This window comes from Streptomyces sp. NPDC042371 (genome assembly GCF_056437465.1).
Genome location: NZ_JBWKAP010000004.1, coordinates 1 through 16777, shown reverse-complemented (window position 1 = coordinate 16777; position 16777 = coordinate 1). Strand labels below are relative to the sequence as shown.

Annotated in this window: 15 protein-coding genes; 8 read left to right on the top strand and 7 right to left on the bottom strand. The window is 71.4% G+C overall.

Annotated elements, in window-relative coordinates; all coding sequences use genetic code 11:
• Positions 1–32 precede the first annotated feature (32 nt).
• Both AC068B_RS13140 and AC068B_RS13135 read left to right on the top strand, forming a co-directional pair.
• A complete protein-coding gene (locus AC068B_RS13140; RefSeq protein WP_478671338.1) occupies positions 33–668 on the top strand; it encodes an RNA polymerase sigma factor in 636 nt (211 codons plus the stop codon).
• 62 nt (positions 669–730) lie between these two features.
• On the top strand, positions 731–1405 hold the full coding sequence (locus tag AC068B_RS13135; protein ID WP_478671337.1) for an SDR family NAD(P)-dependent oxidoreductase: 675 nt from the start codon (positions 731–733) through the stop codon (positions 1403–1405).
• A 34-nt stretch (positions 1406–1439) separates the two neighbouring features.
• Here the strand turns inward: AC068B_RS13135 and AC068B_RS13130 are convergent, their stop codons facing one another.
• Positions 1440–2813 carry a cryptochrome/photolyase family protein gene (locus AC068B_RS13130; RefSeq protein ID WP_478671335.1) on the bottom strand — a complete coding sequence of 458 codons (1374 nt, stop codon included), beginning with the start codon at positions 2811–2813 and terminating at the stop codon, positions 1440–1442.
• A 196-nt stretch (positions 2814–3009) separates the two neighbouring features.
• Between AC068B_RS13130 and AC068B_RS13125 the strand changes: the two genes are divergently transcribed.
• A complete protein-coding gene (locus tag AC068B_RS13125; protein ID WP_478671334.1) occupies positions 3010–4074 on the top strand; it encodes a lipoate--protein ligase family protein in 1065 nt (354 codons plus the stop codon).
• Between the two features lie 18 nt (positions 4075–4092).
• On the opposite strand, the gene AC068B_RS13120 is transcribed toward AC068B_RS13125, so the two are convergent.
• From AC068B_RS13120 to AC068B_RS13095, 6 genes are all read right to left on the bottom strand, one after another.
• Positions 4093–4749 (bottom strand): DUF4232 domain-containing protein, encoded by a 657-nt coding sequence (locus tag AC068B_RS13120; protein ID WP_478671332.1) that lies wholly within the window; start codon positions 4747–4749, stop codon positions 4093–4095.
• A 24-nt stretch (positions 4750–4773) separates the two neighbouring features.
• Positions 4774–5772 carry a TIGR03842 family LLM class F420-dependent oxidoreductase gene (locus AC068B_RS13115; RefSeq protein WP_478671330.1) on the bottom strand — a complete coding sequence of 333 codons (999 nt, stop codon included), beginning with the start codon at positions 5770–5772 and terminating at the stop codon, positions 4774–4776.
• A gap of 161 nt (positions 5773–5933) precedes the next feature.
• Positions 5934–7694, bottom strand: a complete 1761-nt coding sequence (cydC, locus tag AC068B_RS13110) for a thiol reductant ABC exporter subunit CydC (protein ID WP_478671328.1) — start codon at positions 7692–7694, stop codon at positions 5934–5936.
• On the bottom strand, positions 7691–9427 hold the full coding sequence (cydD, locus tag AC068B_RS13105; protein ID WP_478671326.1) for a thiol reductant ABC exporter subunit CydD: 1737 nt from the start codon (positions 9425–9427) through the stop codon (positions 7691–7693). Before cydD ends, cydC begins: the two co-directional genes overlap by 4 nt.
• Before the next feature lie 31 nt (positions 9428–9458).
• A complete protein-coding gene (gene cydB, locus AC068B_RS13100; protein ID WP_478671325.1) occupies positions 9459–10481 on the bottom strand; it encodes a cytochrome d ubiquinol oxidase subunit II in 1023 nt (340 codons plus the stop codon).
• Positions 10482–10544: 63 nt separating this feature from the next.
• Positions 10545–11846 (bottom strand): cytochrome ubiquinol oxidase subunit I, encoded by a 1302-nt coding sequence (locus tag AC068B_RS13095; RefSeq protein WP_478671323.1) that lies wholly within the window; start codon positions 11844–11846, stop codon positions 10545–10547.
• 230 nt (positions 11847–12076) lie between these two features.
• On the opposite strand from AC068B_RS13095, the gene AC068B_RS13090 reads away from it, so the two are divergent.
• From AC068B_RS13090 to AC068B_RS13070, 5 genes are all read left to right on the top strand, one after another.
• The gene (locus AC068B_RS13090; protein WP_478671322.1) at positions 12077–13003 is read left to right on the top strand and encodes a LysR family transcriptional regulator; all 927 of its coding nucleotides are present in this window, start codon (positions 12077–12079) and stop codon (positions 13001–13003) included.
• Positions 13004–13244: 241 nt separating this feature from the next.
• Complete coding sequence (locus AC068B_RS13085; RefSeq protein WP_359345556.1) at positions 13245–13568, top strand: 2Fe-2S iron-sulfur cluster-binding protein; 324 nt, start codon at positions 13245–13247, stop codon at positions 13566–13568.
• On the top strand, positions 13568–14839 hold the full coding sequence (locus tag AC068B_RS13080) for an NAD(P)/FAD-dependent oxidoreductase (protein WP_478671319.1): 1272 nt from the start codon (positions 13568–13570) through the stop codon (positions 14837–14839). Before AC068B_RS13085 ends, AC068B_RS13080 begins: the two co-directional genes overlap by 1 nt.
• Before the next feature lie 579 nt (positions 14840–15418).
• Positions 15419–16255, top strand: coding sequence for a PhzF family phenazine biosynthesis isomerase (locus tag AC068B_RS13075; RefSeq protein ID WP_478671317.1), 837 nt, complete (start codon positions 15419–15421; stop codon positions 16253–16255).
• Positions 16248–16777 (top strand): pyridoxamine 5'-phosphate oxidase family protein (locus AC068B_RS13070; protein WP_478671315.1); only part of this gene is annotated, 530 nt, incomplete at its 3' end. The genes AC068B_RS13075 and AC068B_RS13070, both read left to right, overlap by 8 nt.

Here is a 16777-nt window from a genome sequence, read left to right as displayed (position 1 = left end):
CAACTCCGGCCCCTGCACGAGGAGTACGCATCATGGTGGCGGTCGACATCACGTTCCCCGAGGACCTGCTCGGGGACGATCAGCTCGCGGCAGGCGTCGCCGCCGGTGACGAGCGCTGTCTCTCGGCGGCCTACCGCCGCTGGGGGCGCCTCGTCCACCGGCTCGCCGGGCGCGCCCTGGGCGAAGGACCGGACGCGGAGGACGTGACGCAGCAGGTGTTCCTCGCCGCCTGGCGCGGTCGGCACGGGTACCGGCCGGGCGCCGGTGGCCTGGCGGGCTGGCTGGTGGGCATCACGCGGCACAAGGTCGCCGACACGCTCGCGGCCAGGACGCGGCGCGCCGTGCTCGTGGCGGCCGTCGGTGCCCGGCAGGGGGCGCCTTCCGTCGGCGGGCCCTGCGCCGAGCAGGTGCTTGACCGCATCCTCGTCCAGCGCGAGCTCGCGAACCTGCCCTCTGCGCAGCAGTTGGTGCTGCGGCTGGCGTTCTACGAGGACCTGACGCAGTCCCAGATCTCCGAGCGGACGGGTCTGCCGCTCGGCACGGTCAAGAGCCACATGCGGCGCGGTCTGCGCGCGCTGCGGGAGGGGTTGACGCCGGAGGGCCCGCCGGTGCCGGGCGCCGCGCAACCGGTCTGCGGACAGCGCATCCGTTCCGCACCGTCGGCGTGAAGTACCGGGCATCGACCCACCCCTCCCGCCCCTCTGCCCTTGCCCCCTTTGGAGGAAGACGAATGGAAATCTCGGGTGCCCGCATCCTGGTGGCCGGGGCCACCGGCGTTCTCGGCGGTCTCGCCGCGTGCGCGCTGGCGGAGCGCGGCGCACAGCTGGCGCTGGCCGGTCGCAATCACGTACGCCTTGCGGCTCTCGCACGCGACCTCGGCGGGCCGCCCGCCCGCTGCTTCGAGGCGTGCGACCTGGACCAGTGCTCCACGCTGGGGCCGTGGGCGGAGCGTGCGCTTTCGGGGCTGGATGGGGTGCTCGTGACGGTCGGGGCGGCGGGCTACGGCGCGGTGGAGGACGTGTCGAACGCGATGGCAGGGCATCTCCTGACGGTCAACGCGCTGTGTCCCATGGCGGTGCTGAGGGGCGCGGCTCCGGTGGTGGCGGACAAGGGGTTCCTCCTGGCGATGACCGGAGGGGTGCCCGGCCCGGCGGGCCCGGACAGCGCGGACGGCCTCGCGGGCAGCGCCGACTACACCGCGTCCAAGGCGGCGTTGAGCGGCTGGCTCGGCGTGCTCACCGAGGAGCTCGCGCCGCGGTCCGTCGCGGTCCTCGACATCCGCTCGCCGCGCCTGGACACCGGTTTCACGGAACGGCCGCTCATCGGCCGCCCGCCCGCCCTGCCGCCGGGGGCCGACGCGCTGAAGGCGGTGTACTCCCTGATGGACAGCATCACATCGACTTGATGGGCGGCGTCACTCCGACCCCGCCCCGACCCCGTCACTCGATACCCCGAGCCCTCCTGAACCGGTCGAGCCCCTCCGACAGTTCGACGAGCGGCTCGGGGTAGTCGTACCGCGCGCGCTCCTCCCCGGACAGCTTCCACGGCTCGTGGACCGCGGCGCCGCGCAGGTCGGCGAGTTCGGGCACCCAACGGCGTACGTACGTGCCGTCGGGGTCGTAACGCTTGGCCTGGAGCACGGGGTTGAGCACCCGGTTGGGGCGGCTGTCCGTGCCGGTCCCGGCCACCCACTGCCAGTTGAGCTGGTTGTTGGCGAGGTCGCCGTCGACGAGGAGCTGCTGGAAGTACCGGGCGCCCACCCGCCAGTCGACGTACAGCGTCTTGGTGAGGAAGCTCGCGGTCAGGAGTCTGCCGCGGTTGTGCATCCACCCCTCGTGCCGCAGTTGGCGCATGGCCGCGTCGACGACCGGGTATCCCGTGTTCCCCTCCTGCCACGCGCGGATGTCGCGGTCCGCCGACTTCCCGGAGCGCCAGCGGTCACCGCGCGTGCGGTAGTCGGCGGCGGCCGCTGCCGGGCGGGCGGCGAGCACCTGGTGGTGGAAGTCGCGCCAGCACAGCTGCCGGACGAAGTCCTCGGCGCCCTGGGACGACCGCTTGCGGGCGGCGTGCACGAGTTCGGCGCAGGACAGCGTGCCGAAGTGCAGATGCGGCGAGAGCTTCGAGGTGGCGTCGGCCGCCAGGGCGTCGTGGTTCTCGGTGTACCGGTCGATGCCGTTGCGCAGCCAGGCCCGCCAGAGGGCACGGCCGACGCTCTCGCCGCCCTCGGCGAGGCCCGGTGAGAGGCCGTCCATCTCCTTGCGGGAGGGGTACGAGTGGGAGCTGACGTGGTCCGGGACGCGCACGGTGCGCGGGGCGGCGAGCACGGGCCGCACGCCCTTCTCGGTCCAGCGGCGGAAGTACGGGGTGAAGACGGCGAAGTGGTCGGAGTTGGCCGGGGTCACGGATCCGGGGGTGACGGCGGTGACCACGGCGTCGTGGACGTACAGGCGTCGGCCGTCCCGCTCCAGCGCCTCGCGCAGCCGCCGCTCGCGGGCGTGCGCGTACCGGCTGACCCCGGCCGCCATGTGGACCTCGTCGGCGTCCGCCGCCTCGACGACGGAGCGCACCTGTTCGACGAGGTCGCCCTTGCGCACCACGAGCCGCCCGCCGCGGTCCCGGAGCTGACGGTCGAGGTCGGCCAGGCAGTCGGCGAGGAACGCCTCCCGGTTCGGTCCCGCGTCGCCCAGGTCGGCGATGGCCCGGTCGCGGACGAAGAGCGGCACCACCGCGTCCGCGCCGGTGACGGCGGCGCGGAGCGGCGGATGGTCGTGCACCCGCAGATCAGAGGTGAACAGGACGACCGAGATGTGCATGGTGCGGACTCCAGTGGGCCGGGTGTTCCTTCCCCCTGTCCTTCGGACGGTCGGCCGCCCACGGATGCGCCGTCCGGTGCACGGTCCCCCGCACGGCGCACACATCGGGGACATTCCCGCGCTCGGCTAGCGTTGGGGGACGATTCGGAAACATCGAGCCGAGGGCGTTGTGTCCCGCGGGCCTGGAGGAAGCACGGTGCACGGTGAGTACAAGGTTCCCGGCGGCAAGCTCGTCGTCGTGGATCTGGACGTCGAGGGCGGCGAGCTGCGGAACACCCGCGTGGCCGGTGACTTCTTCCTCGAACCCGACGAGGCGCTCGACGCGATCAACGGCGCGCTGAACGGCGCCCCCGCCGACACGGACGCCCCGGGCCTCGCCGCCCGCATCGACTCCGCGCTGCCCGAGGGCACCGTCATGTACGGCCTGACGTCGGAGGGCATCGGGGTCGCCGTCCGCCGCGCCCTCGCACACGCGACGGACTGGACCGACTACGACTGGCAGCTGATCCACGAGGAGCCGCAGCCGCCCGCGCTGCACATGGCCCTCGACGAGGTGCTGACCCAGGAGGTCGCGGCGGGCCGCCGTCCGCCGACCCTGCGCGTGTGGGAGTGGGCCTCGCCCTCGGTGATCATCGGCAGTTTCCAGTCGCTCGCCAACGAGGTGGACGCGGAGGGCGCGGCCCGGCACGGCATCGACGTCGTGCGCCGGATCTCGGGCGGCGGGGCGATGTTCGTGGAGCCGGGCAACACCATCACGTACTCGCTCTCCGTCCCCGACGCCCTCGTCCAGGGACTCTCCTTCCAGGACAGCTACGCCTATCTCGACGACTGGGTGCTCGGCGCCCTCGCCGACATGGGGATCAAGGCGTGGTACCAGCCGCTGAACGACATCGCGACGGACGCGGGGAAGATCGCGGGTGCCGCGCAGAAGCGCACGGTGGCGCCGGGCGGCGCGCCGGGCGCGGTGCTGCACCACGTGACGATGTCGTACGACATCGACGCGGACAAGATGCTCGAAGTGCTGCGCATCGGCAAGGAGAAGCTCTCCGACAAGGGCACGCGGAGCGCCAAGAAGCGGGTCGACCCGCTGCGCCGTCAGACCGGGCTGCCGCGCGAGGCGGTCATCGACCGCATGATCGACTCCTTCCGCGGCCGTTACGGCCTTGCCGAGGGGAAGGTCACCGACGAGGAGATGGCGCGCGCCCGGGAGCTCGTGCGGACCAAGTTCGCGACCGCGGAGTGGACGGCCCGCGTGCCCTGACCGTGCCGCGCGGCTGCTTCAGCGGTCGTCCGACGGGCTCTTCTGCCATGCCGTCGTGCCGAGCATGCCGGTCTCGCCGATGTCGAGGCCGCCGTCCGGCTCGATGGTCTGCCTCGGTGTGCCCTTGGCGGGGCCTATCTCCACGTAGACGCCGCTGCCCCGGCGGGTGGACGCGTCGACGGCCGAGTACCGCCACACGAGCGAGGTGTACGCGGACTCCCCCGGCCGGAGCACGATACGGCGCGGCCCGGGGTCGTCCATGGTGGTGACCGGCTCCGTGCCCTTGAGCACCGTCACGTCGAAGAGTTCGCGGTCCAGGCCGCGGACGCGGATGTCGGGGTAGCCGTCGACCTCGCGCGCGCCGTCACCGCAGTTGGTCATCGTCACGGACATCGCGCGCAGCCCCATGGCGGCGGTCACCATGCCGGGCGACATGGTGACGCCCGACTTCGGGCAGCGCGGGGTGTTGTCGGGCTCATCGGGCTCATCGGGCAGGCGGGCCGCCGGAGTGTGCGTGGCCGGTGCGGGCGGCCTCGCCCCCGAGGACGGCGGCCGCCCCTCCGGGTTCGTCTCGCGCTCCAGCTCCTCGGAGAGTCCGCAGCCCGTCAGGAGCAGGGCCGTCGCCACAAGGGCCACGGCCTGTCTGAACGGTCCGGATACGACGGTGACGGTCACGCGGGGATCATTCCATGGCCATGGTTACGAGAACTCCGGGACGATCGCGGAGCCGTACGTGTCGATGACGTCCTCGCGCGCGTCGTGCATCGCGTACAGCGCGAACTGGTCGACGCCCAACTCCCGCAGCTCACGCAGCCGTTCGAGGTGCGCTTCGACGGGGCCCAGGAGACAGAAGCGGTCGACGATCTCGTCGGGCACGAAGGCGGTGTCGGGGTTCCCGGTGCGCCCGTGGTGGCTGTAGTCGTACCCCTCGCGGGCCTTGATGTACGCGGTGAGAGCCTCCGGCACCATCGAGGAGTGCTCGCCGTACTTGGCGACCAGATCCGCCACGTGGTTGCCGACCATGCCGCCGAACCACCGGCACTGCTCGCGGGCGTGCGCGAGGTCGTCGCCGACGTAGGCGGGCGCGGCCACGCAGATCTTGACGTCCGCCGGGTCGCGCCCCGCGTCGGCGGCCGCGTCCCGCACGGCCTTCACCATCCACTCCGTCAGATACGGGTCGGCGAGCTGCAGGATGAATCCGTCGGCCTTCTGCCCGGCGAGCGCCAGCGCCTTCGGGCCGTACGCCGCCATCCACACCGGCAGTTTGCCGTCCTTGACCCACGGCAGCCGCAGCGTCTGCCCGCCGATGTCGGTGCTGCGCCCCTCGGCGAGGTCACGGATGACGTCGATCGCCTGGCCGAGCCTGGCCAGGGTGTTGGGCCTGCGTCCCGCGACGCGCATCGCGGAGTCGCCGCGCCCGATGCCGCAGACGGTGCGGTTGCCGTACATGTCGTTGAGCGTCGCGAAGGTCGACGCGGTGACCTCCCAGGTCCTGGTGCCCGGGTTGGTGACCATGGGGCCGACGGTGAGCCGCGTGGTGTGTTCGAGGATGCGGCTGTAGATGACGAACGGCTCCTGCCACAGCACGGACGAGTCGAAGGTCCAGCCGTAGCGGAAGCCGTTGCGCTCCGCGCGCCTCATCAGCCCGACGACCTCCGAGGCGGGCGGGTCGGTCTGCAGTACGAGTCCGAAATCCATGGCCTTCGCTCCTCACTCCGCTCGCGCACCCTCGTCCGAGGAGGGACAATCCTCGGCTTGTCGCGGGGGCTTGGCAAGAGGGACTCGGCGCGCGTCCGGCTACGGTTCGGGGCGGCTCAGAGCCTGTGTCATGACCCCGGCCGATGTCATGACACAGGCTCTCAGAGCGCCATGGCGGCCACTCCGTCCGTCGCGGAGTCCAAGTCCTCGTGGGTGGCGGGGCGGATCCGGCCACGGTCCAGGGTGACGATCTCGTCGGCGCCCGCGAGGCCCGCGCGCTCGTGGGTGACCAGGAGCGTGGTGCGGCCGCGGGTGGCGTCGAGGATGTCGGCGAGCACCTCGGCCGCGGTGTCCGGGTCCAGACCCTCCGTGGGTTCGTCCAGGACGAGGACGGGCGGGTCGGCGAGGAGCGCGCGAGCCAGGAGCAGGCGTCGGCGCTGACCGCCCGACACGGTGGCGCCGTCCCCGCCGAGTACGGTCTCCCAGCCCTGCGGCAGCGACTCGATCCAGTCCAGGATCCTGGCCCTGCGGGCCGCCTCGCGCAATTCGGCGTCGGTGGCGTCCGGGGCCGCGAGGACGAGGTTGGCGCGGATCGTGGCGTGGAAGACGTGCGCGTCCTGCGTCATGCCGGTGATGGCGCGGCGGGCAGCGGCGCCGGTGCAGGCGCTGAGTTCGCGCCCGCCGACACGGATGCTGCCCGCTTCGTACGGCACGAACCGCATGAGGGCGGCGATCAGCGTGGATTTACCGGACCCGCTGGCCCCGATGAGTACCACTCGACGACCTGCCGGCAGATGCAGGGTCGCGCCGTCCAGGGCCGGGGGATTGTCCTGGAGGTGGCGGACCCGCAGGTCGGTGATGGTCACGTCGAGCGGCTCGTCGGTGGGCAGCGGGTCCGGGGCTTGTGGGTCGGCGACGGGCGCCGGGGTGTCGAAGAGGTCGGCGAGGCGCTGTGCGGAGGCCCGGACCTCGACGAAGCGGCGGGCGGCGGCGGGCAGCGGCGCGAGCGCCTCGAAGGAGACGAGCGCGAGGACCGCGAGGACGGTGAGCTGCACGGCGGGCAGGTCGCCCGCCGCGTGGGCGCGGAGCGCGAGCCAGGTGACGCCGACCGTCGCCACGGCCTGCAGCACCAGCACCATGGCCTGGGCGAGCGAGGTGGTCAGCGCCTTGTGGCGCTCCAGCCCCGCGATCCGTGCCGTGATGCCGCGGGCCCGGTCGTGGGTGCGGCCACGGGCGCCGTAGGCGGCGAGGTCGGCGGCGCCCTGGGTCAGGTCGACGGTGACGGCGGCGAGTTCGGCGCGCGCCGCCTTCTCCACGCGGCCCGCACGGCGGGACAGTACGAGCACCAGGGCGGGCACGACGATGCCCGCCACGGCGAGCAGCGCACCGAGCAGCAGCCCGGCGCCCGGCAGCAGCACCATGACCGTGCCGGTGGCGGCCGCGGCGACCACGAACGCCGCCGTGGCCGGGATCATGACGCGCAGCAGCAGGTCCTGTGCGGCGTCGACGTCGTCGACGAGGCGGGTCAGCAGGTCGCCGCTGCGGAAGGCGGGGGTGCCCGCGGGCGCGAGCGGCACCAGCGCCTCGAACACCCGGGCGCGGAACCCGGCGACGGCCCGCAGCACGCCGTCGTGGCCGAGGAGCCGGTCGGTGTAGCGGAGCACCCCGCGGCCGAGGGCCAGGGCCCGCACGGCGACGATCGCGACGCTGACCGCGGAGAGGGGCGGCTGTTCGGCGGCGCGGGTGATGAGCCAGGCAGCGGTGGCCATCAGCGCGGCGGCGGCGAGCTCGCTCCCGGCCGCGGCGAGGGCGGCGGGCAGCAGCCTGCGCCAGTACGGCAGGAGGTGGTGCAGGAGGCGGGCGGTGGGGCGGGGGGCGCGGGCGCGTCCGGGGGCGGCGGCCTTGACGACGTACGAGGTCATGAGACCACCAGCCTTTCCGAGGACGCCGGTGCGAGCGCGGGCGCGGGATCGAGGTCGAGGGAGGGTGTCGGGGCGGCTCCGGGGAGGGAGACGGCGCCCGCTCGTACGGTGACGATCCGGTCGGCGTGCGGCAGCAGGCTCGTGCGGTGGGCGACCACGATCGCGGTGCGGCCGCGCATGAGGGCGACGGTGGCGCGCGTGACGGCGGCCTCGCTCTCGGGGTCGAGGTGGGCGGTCGGTTCGTCGAGGAGCAGCACGGGGGCGTCCTTGAGGAACGCGCGGGCCAGCGCGATCCGCTGGCGCTGACCGGCGGAGAGCCCGGCGCCGTGCTCGCCGAGCACGGTGTCGTACGCGCGGGGCAGCTCCTCGACGAAGAGGTCGGCGGAGGCGGCGCGGGCCGCTTCCCGTACCTCTGCGTCGCTCGCGTCGGGGCGGCCGAGGCGGATGTTCTCGGCGACGGTCCCCGCGATCAGGTGCGGGCGCTGCGGCACCCACGCCACCTGGGTGCACCAGTCGTCGGGGTCGAGACCGGCGAGATCGGTGCCGCCGGCCTCGACCCGACCCGACGCGGGGGTGACGAAGCCGAGGAGCAGCGAGAGCAGCGTGGACTTGCCCGCGCCGCTCGGGCCGACCAGGGCGACGTGCTCGCCGGGGCTGATGGTCAGGGAGACGTTGCTGAGGGCGGGCTCGGTGCGGCCCGGGTAGTGGACGGTGACGTCGTGGAGGGTGAGTTCCGCCGTGCGGGCGTCGGGCGCGGCGGCGCGGTCGGCGTCGGCCGGGGAGGCGTCCTCGTCGTCGAGTGCGGTGAAGACCCGTTCGGCCACCGCGATGCCCTCGGCGCTGTCGTGGAAGGCGCCGCCCATGGCGCGCAGCGGCAGATACGCCTCGGGGGCGAGGAAGAGCACGACCAGGGCGGTGTGCAGGCCGACGTCGCCGTGCAGCAGCCGCAGTCCGACCGGGACGGCCACCAGGGCCACGGAGAGGGTGGCGACCGTCTCCAGGACGAGGGAGGAGAGGAACGCCACGCGCAGGGTCCGCATGGTGGCCCGCCGGTGGGCCTCCGCCATCTCGCGGACCACCTTGATCTGGTGGCGGTCGCGGCCGAAGGCGCGCAGCGTCGGCAGTCCGGCCACCACGTCGAGGAAGTGGCCGCCGAGGCGGGAGAGCAACCGCCATTGGCGGGCGGTGCGTTGGGCGGTGTGCATGCCGACCAGCGCGCCGAAGACGGGGATCAGCGGCAGGGTGATGACGATGATCAGGGCCGAGGTCCAGTCGGTCCAGCCGACCCAGGCGACCACGGTGAGGGGTACGACCGCGACGGCCGCCATGGTGGGCAGGTAGCCGACGACGTAGGGGTCGAGGGCGTCGAGGCCTCGGGTGAGGAGCGTGGCCGTCTCGCCGTGGCGGCGGTCCGCGAGGCGCAGCGGTGCCGTCCGCTGCAGCTGTCCGGTGATGCGGTCGCGCAGGGTGGCCTTGGCGTCGGCCGCGGCGCGCTGGGCGAGCGCGCCGCGGACCCAGGTGAGCAGGGCGCGCAGGGCCATGACGGTGCCCAGCGCGGCCAGGGTGCCGGTGCGGATCCCGTGTCCGGCGAAGCCGTCCGCGAGCGCCGTCGCCAGCAGGACGGCCTGGGTGACGATGAGCCCGGCGCCCGCCAGGGCCAGCACCGAGGAGTACGTCATGTGGCGCCGCAGTGCCGGGATTTCCCGCATCAGTCGGCGTTCGACGGGCTTCATCGTTGGGATCCCTCTCTTTGCTTTCCGGGGGTCAGAAGTAGCTGGGGTGGCGCTGGCCCGTCCGCCCCCGGAAGGCCCACCAGCTCCAGAACTGGTAGGCGAGGATCGTCGGGATCACCAGGACCCCGAAGCCGCTCAGGATCTTCAGCGTGGCGTCGTCCGTGATGGCGTGGTCGATGTCCAGACCCGCACCGGCCCCGGTGGTCAGGAGGTACGGGTAGTGACCGGCCCCCAGGAGCAGCACCGGCAGCGCGGTGGCGCAGCAGGTGGCGGCGAACGCCAGGACGTTGTGGCCGCGGCTGAGGTACCACCAGGCGGCGGCGAGCGCGGCCACGATCAGGGCGGCGATGATCCACGACGTGGTGCGGTTCGTCATGTCGGCGCCCGCGCCGAAGACCGTGAGGAGTAGCGCGAGGGCTCCGACGGCGGCGACGCCGACGAGCAGGTTGGCGGCCATCTTGCGCGCCTTGGCGGCGAGTTCGGGCTCGGAGCGCAGGGCGACGAAGGTCGCCCCGTGCACCGCGAAGAGCAGTGCGGCGGTGACGCCGCAGGCGAGCACGAACGGCGAGAACACCTCGCCGAAGCCGATGTGGAAGCTGCCGTCGGCGCGGCGGGGCACGCCGTGGAGCAGCAGCCCCACGACGAGTCCCCAGCACACGGCAGGGACGGCGCCGCCGACCACGATCAGGACGTCCCACGCCCCGCGGCCGCGGGCGCTCTGGGAGCGCCGGCGCAGCTGGACCGCGGCGTTGCCGAGGACCAGTCCTGCGAGGATCGACACGATCAGCGGGTACAGGCCGGACAGGAGGGTGCCTTCGAGGTGCGGGAAGGCACCGAACATGACTCCGGCGAAGGCGACCAGCCAGACCTCGTTGCCCAGGAAGAACGGCGCGATGGCGTCGAGGGCGGCGTTTCCGCTGGTGCGCTTCTCCTCCTCACCGTTCCGGCCGAGGAAGGGGTGCAGCATCTGCGCGCCGTAGTCGTAGCCGCCGAGTACAAAGTACCCGGCGAGTAGCAGGCCGAGTAGGGCCAGCCAGACGGTCTCCAGACTCATCTCGCTCAACTTTCCGTTACAGCAGGGGGTTCATCTCGGGGGGGTGTGCCGGGTCGGCCCGGCTCAGAGGGCGGGTACCGGCTGCTTCTCTTCGGCGCTGCCTCCGGGGCCCTCGGGGAGGTCGTCCGGCAGTGGCTCGCTGACGCCGAGCTGTGTGGCGTCGGGGCCGCGGATGGCGAACTTCGTGATCAGGGTCCAGTTCGTCACCGCCAGTGCGACGAAGATGGCGATGAAGAGCACGCAGGACAGCAGCAGCGAGGTCTTCCCCACGTGGGACAACGCGTCCTCGACCGTCAACTCGCCGTACACGATCCACGGTTGGCGGCCGACCTCGCGGACGATCCAGCCGCCCACGGAGGCGATGAAGGGGAAGGGGATGGTCGCGACGAGGATCCACGAGGCCCAGCGCCAGCGCATCAGCCGGTCCTTCCAGAGAAGGATGAGGGCGATGAAGGTGATGGTGGACACGGTGTTGCCGATGAGCGTCATGAGGTCCATCGAGACCCGCATGGTGTCCTGCCAGGGCACGTAGTTGCCCGGACCGTGCTCCTTGACGAGCTGGGCCTGCAGTTCGGCGACGCCGCTGTTCTCCAGGACCGCGTCCTTCATCGGCTGGGTGCGCTCGATGATGGGGCGCTGCATCTCGCCGACGATGACGACGAAGAAGGAGGCGACCGTCGACACCCAGAGCCCCAGCTTCAGGGAGGGCCGGAAGAGCTCCCTCTCCTCGGTGCCCCGCAGGAAATGGAATGCGCTGATTCCGGCGATGAAGACACCGCCCGTCGTCAGGGCACCCAGCGAGAGGTGGAAGAGGGCCATCAGGGCACTGGAGTTGGTGAGCAGTGCCGCGAAGTCGGTGAGGTAGGCGGCGCCGTCGCGCACTTCGTAGCCGACCGGGTGCTGCATGAAGCCGTTGGCGATCAGGATCCAGTACCCGGAGAGGTACGCGGTCAGGGCGACCAGCCAGATGAGCGTGACGTGCACGCCTCTGCGCAGTCGGCCCCAGCCGAAGATCCACATGCCGAGGAAGGTGGACTCGGCGAAGAAGGCGATGAGGGTTTCGAGAGCCAGCGGGGCACCGAAGACGTTGCCCGCGAACTTGCTCAGGCCGCTCCAGCTGAGCCCGAACTGGAACTCCATGACGAGGCCGGTGACGATGCCGACCGCGTAGTTGATGACGTAGAGCTGGCCCCAGAAGCGGGTCATTCGCTCCCGGACTGCTCTCTTTTCGGGATCACGGGTGAACGCGGCCCGGGTGTGCATGATCGCGACGATGGGGACGAGGCCCATGGTGAGGATCACGAACAGCCAGTGGATGCCGGTCGTGGCCGCGAACTGGAGTCGGGCCAGATCCGCAGCGCTCATGATGCGACCTTCCTGGGGGGACGGTGGCCGGTTGGACGGCTGGAGGGTTCGGTTTCGGTCGGTGGCGGGTGGACGGGTGGGGCCGCCGCTTCGCGTGTGCAGGTGCCGGGCGCCGTTGCCCGCCATCTGTGCGGTGACCTCGACTAGAACCGTAGAGAGGATTCCTTATGCAATCCAAGACCGGTTTTGCCATGTGATGATGTCCCGGAAGGCATAAGTGAAGGTGGATCATGGATCTTCTGCAGTTGCGCTACTTCCAGGCAGTCGCCCGTTACGAGCACATCAGCCGTGCAGCGGAGGAGCTGCACGTCGCCCAGCCCTCCCTCAGCCGCACCATCGCGCGCCTGGAGGCCGAGCTCGGCACCCCCCTGTTCGACCGGCAGGGCCGCCGCATCCGGCTGAATCAGTACGGCGTGGTGTTCCTGCACCACGTGGACCGCGCCCTGAGCGAGCTCGACGACGCCCGCAGGGTCCTGCGCGACGCCCGCGACACGGCATTCGGCCGGGTCAGCGTCGCCTCGGAGACCCTCCTGACGATCACCCATCTCCTCGGCAGCTTCCGGGCCGCCTACCCCCGCGCCGACGTGCGGCTCTACCAGTCGAACGCGGAGGAGATGGACCGCCAGCTGCGCGCAAGGGAGGTCGACTTCTGTGTGGCCTCACAGCCCCTGACCGGCACGAACCTCGAATCGATCGAGCTGGCCCGCGAGGAGGTGCTGCTCGCCGTCCCGCGCGGCCACTGGCTCGACGGACAGGAGAGCGTGACGATCCGTGAGATCGCCGCCGAACCCTTCGTGACGACCCGCCCCGGCCAGTGGCAACGCACGCTCCTCGACCGGCTGTTCGCGTCCGAGGGGCTCACGCCGATGCTCTCCTGCGAGGGCGACGAGCCGGGCGCGAGCCAGGACATGATCAGCGCGGGACTGGGCATCGGCCTGATCCCTGCCATTTCCCGCCAGGCCGGAACCGACTCCCAAGTCCCGGTCGCCTGGGTGCACTTGAACGCGCCGGACTGCTCCCGGGTACTCACCCTGGTGTGGAGCCGCGACACCTACCTGTCGGACGCCGCAGTGAAGTTCCGGGAGTTCACCACCAGCAGGCCCTTCATGACGCACCGCCTGCCCGATCCCCGCCGCGGACGTGGGCCTCGACCCTGAGGTTCCCAACCGGTCCTGGCTTGGCCGGATTCGGTTTGGTACGCTCCAACCGCTGCCACAGCCCTAGTCCAGGACGTCGCGTGTCCCGACGACCAGCGTGTGACGGCGAGTCGACAGGGGTGTCGCCGTTCCCCCGATCGGCCGTCGGCGCGCCATCTCCACCTTCCGTTTTCCACTTGCCAGGCATCCGTTCCACGGACCCGTCATCGAGCGCGTCCGGATGCCATCGAGGAGTTCCGTCATGCCCAAAATCACGTACGTCGCCGTCGACGGGAACCAGACCGCGATCGACGTCCCCGTCGGCACCAGCGTCATGCGCGGCGCCGTTTTCAACGACATTGACGGCATCGTCGCCCAGTGCGGCGGCAACATGCAGTGCGCCACCTGCCACGTCTACGTGGACGAGACCACCCTCGACAAGCTGGAGCCGCCGAAGGAGCGCGAGGACGAGATGCTCGACTTCACCGCGTGCCCCCGCAAGCCCAACAGCCGGCTGAGCTGCCAGCTCAAGTCCAGCGAGGCGCTGGACGGCCTCATCGTGCACACCCCCGAGCGGCAGAACTGATGACGGACCACGCACAGCCCGATTCGGTCGTCGTGGTGGGGGCGGGCCAGGGCGGTTACCAGACCGCGGCGTCCCTGCGGGAGCGCGGCTACAAGGGCTGCATCACACTCATCAGCGCCGAGGACGCGCTCCCCTACGAGCGTCCGCCGCTGTCCAAGGCGTACCTCAAGGGCGAGGCGGACGAGGCCATGCTGTGGCTGCGCCCCGCGACGTACTACGTGCGCCAGTCGATCGACCTGATCTCGGGCACCGTCACGAACATCGACCCTGCCGCGCGCTCGGTGCGGCTGGCCGACGGTTCCACTTACGACTACGGCCACCTCGTCCTCGCCACCGGCGCCACGCCCCGCACGCTCGACGTGCCGGGCAAGGAGCTGCGCGGCGTGCACACCCTGCGCACCGCGCAGGACGCCGTGGTGCTGCAGGCTTCGCTGGCCGGGGCGCGGCGCGCCGTGGTGGTGGGGGCCGGGTTCATCGGTCTCGAATTCGCCGCCGTGGCGCGGGAGGCGGGCGTCGAGGTGACGGTCGTCGAGGCGCTCGACCGCCCGCTCGCCCGGGTCGTGTCGGCGCCGACCGCGGAGCACTTCACGCGGCTGCACCGGAGCAACGGCACGGAGCTGCTGTTCGGGCAGGGCATCAAGGCGCTGCACGGCGACAGCCGTTCGAGCGTGACGGCGGTGGAGCTGGCCGACGGCAGCAGGCTGCCCGCCGACCTGGTCCTGGTCGGCGTCGGTGTCACCCCGCGCACGGAACTGGCCGCCGCGGCCGGTCTCCCGGTGAACGGCGGAATCATCGTCGACGCCCAGCTGCGGACCGATGACCCGCACATCTCCGCCATCGGCGACTGCGCGGCATTCCCGCAGGTGCGTTCCGGAAATCGATTCCGGCTCGAATCCGTGCAGAATGCCGTCGGGCACGCCCAGTCGGTCGCCGAGCGACTGGCCGGAGCACCCCGCGCATATGACGAGCTGCCCTGGTTCTGGAGCGATCAGTTCGCCACGACCGTGCAGATCGCGGGATTCAACGAGGGGCACGAGAGCGAGGTGGTGCTCGGTGACGACCCCGACGCCTTCTCGGTGCTCCTCTTCCGCGGGAAGGATCTCCAAGCGGTCGAATCCGTCAACCGGCCCACGGACCACATCGCGGCACGCCGTCTCCTGACGCAGGGCACGACCCTGACGCCCGAGGAGGCCTCGGTGCCGGGATTCAGCCTCAGGGAGCACCTCCGGAGCCTTGCCGGACGCGGGACGGAGGCGCCGGTGCCGCTGTGACGGCGACGGACGCGCGCGACTGGAATTATCTATTCCGATTTCCCGTCGCGCGCCACTCCGTTGTCAGGAAATTGTTTCTTTATTCTTTTGCGGTCCGACCTTTGCAGTCCGACCTTGTAATCTTTGAATGTGTGCCCCGAGTCAATTCCGGCATGCCGCTTCGCGGTTGATCGCCGCACGTCGTTCATGCGGAAAAAGTCCAAACGGTATTGATTTATTTTCCTGTGCCCTGCAGGATCGAACAAGGCCAACGGGGGGCCTTGAGTGATGTTGCGTGCCCCCCTCCTTGAATTGTCTGCCATTCGCAGAGGGGGCACTCGTGCTCGGTAATTTCTGCCCGAGCGATCCGGTGTACGACAACACCGCCCCCGGCGACGCCACCGACGCGTGCGCCCGGCCCCCTCTGACGCCGGGCTCGGCGTCGTTCCAGCCGGATTCAGTTCCGATCAAAGATCGATCGCGCATCGTGGGCATGGTCCCGGCCGGACCCGTCCGGGCCACGAGCACCACCGCCCCATGAACCGCCGGGCCGGCGTCCTCCCCCGAGCGTCGGCCCGGCACCTCAACCGTGGAGAACTGATGCACAACTACGTAGTGGTCGACGCGTTCGCCCGAGAGCCTCTCACCGGAAACCCGGTCGCGGTGTTCTTCGACGCCGACGACCTGAGCGCCGAGCAGATGCAGCGCATCGCTCGGGAGATGAACCTCTCGGAGACCACGTTCGTACTCGGCCCCAAGCAGGGCGGCGACGTACACGTGCGGATCTTCACGCCCGTCAACGAACTCCCCTTCGCCGGGCACCCGTTGCTGGGCACCGCCATCGCGCTGGGGCAGCGGACCGACGCGGACCAGCTGCGGATCGAGACCGCCATGGGCGTGATCCCCTTCGAGCTGCAGCGCGTCGGCGGGAAGGTCGTCTCGACGAGCATGCGCCAGCCGGTGCCCGTGTGGGAGCCCTTCGACCGCGCCGACGAGCTCCTCGAGGCGCTGGGCGTCCGCGAGTCGACGCTGCCGGTGGAGATCTACCGCAACGGCCCGCGGCACACCCTGGTCGGCTTCGAGAGCTTCGAGGCGCTGTCGAAGGTGGACCCCGACCACCGCGCGCTCGCCAGCTTCCCCGACATGGCGACGAACTGCATCGCAGGCTCCGGGACCACCTGGCGCAACCGCATGTTCTCGCCCGCCTACGGGGTCGTGGAGGACGCGGCCACCGGCTCCGTCGCCGGACCCATCGCCATCCACATCGCCCGGCACGGCCTCGCCTCGTACGGGCAGCGCATCGAGATCACCCAGGGCATCGAGATCGGGCGCCCCTCCCCCATGAGCGCACTCGTCCAGGGCGAGGGCGACCAGGTCGAATCCGTCGAGGTCTCGGGCCACGGCGTCGTCACGATCGAAGGAATCATGCATGTCTGATGTACGGCGTTCCGAGACGCTGACCGGCACCGTCGAGGTGGCCTTCCCCGAGTTCAAGGCGCCGCCGGTGGAGCCGCTGGGGCTGTTGGCGGACTGGCTGAAGGCGGCCACCGAGCAGGGCGTGCGCGAGCCGCGGGCCCTCGCCCTGGCCACCGCGGACCCCCAGGGACGCACCTCGTCGCGGATCCTGGCGGTCAACCAGATCACCGACACCGGCATCGTGTTCATCACCCACGCGGGCAGCCAGAAGGGCCACGAGCTGGCCGCCAACCCGTGGGCCTCGGGCGTGCTGTACTGGCGCGAGACCAGCCAGCAGATCACCGTGGCCGGGCCGGTGCGCCAGCTGCCGCGCGCCGAGGCCGAGGCCCTGTGGGCGGCCCGCGCGGTGTTCACCCACCCGATGTCGACCGTCTCCCTGCAGAGCGAACCGCTGCGCGACCTGGACCACCTCGAGGAGATCCGCGCCCAGGCCCTGGCGCTGGGCGAGCCGCCGCGCGCGCTGCCCTGCCCGGACACCTTCGT

Excerpts from the sequence above, each read along its gene's own strand:
- AC068B_RS13140 (WP_478671338.1), top strand. The coding sequence starts at position 33 with ATGGTGGCGGTCGACATCACGTTCCCCGAGGACCTGCTCGGGGACGAT.
- AC068B_RS13135 (WP_478671337.1), top strand. The coding sequence starts at position 731 with ATGGAAATCTCGGGTGCCCGCATCCTGGTGGCCGGGGCCACCGGCGTT.
- AC068B_RS13130 (WP_478671335.1), bottom strand. The coding sequence starts at position 2,813 with ATGCACATCTCGGTCGTCCTGTTCACCTCTGATCTGCGGGTGCACGAC.
- AC068B_RS13115 (WP_478671330.1), bottom strand. The coding sequence starts at position 5,772 with ATGGATTTCGGACTCGTACTGCAGACCGACCCGCCCGCCTCGGAGGTC.
- cydC (WP_478671328.1), bottom strand. The coding sequence starts at position 7,694 with ATGACCTCGTACGTCGTCAAGGCCGCCGCCCCCGGACGCGCCCGCGCC.
- cydD (WP_478671326.1), bottom strand. The coding sequence starts at position 9,427 with ATGAAGCCCGTCGAACGCCGACTGATGCGGGAAATCCCGGCACTGCGG.
- cydB (WP_478671325.1), bottom strand. The coding sequence starts at position 10,481 with ATGAGTCTGGAGACCGTCTGGCTGGCCCTACTCGGCCTGCTACTCGCC.
- AC068B_RS13095 (WP_478671323.1), bottom strand. The coding sequence starts at position 11,846 with ATGAGCGCTGCGGATCTGGCCCGACTCCAGTTCGCGGCCACGACCGGC.
- AC068B_RS13090 (WP_478671322.1), top strand. The coding sequence starts at position 12,077 with ATGGATCTTCTGCAGTTGCGCTACTTCCAGGCAGTCGCCCGTTACGAG.
- AC068B_RS13085 (WP_359345556.1), top strand. The coding sequence starts at position 13,245 with ATGCCCAAAATCACGTACGTCGCCGTCGACGGGAACCAGACCGCGATC.
- AC068B_RS13080 (WP_478671319.1), top strand. The coding sequence starts at position 13,568 with ATGACGGACCACGCACAGCCCGATTCGGTCGTCGTGGTGGGGGCGGGC.
- AC068B_RS13075 (WP_478671317.1), top strand. The coding sequence starts at position 15,419 with ATGCACAACTACGTAGTGGTCGACGCGTTCGCCCGAGAGCCTCTCACC.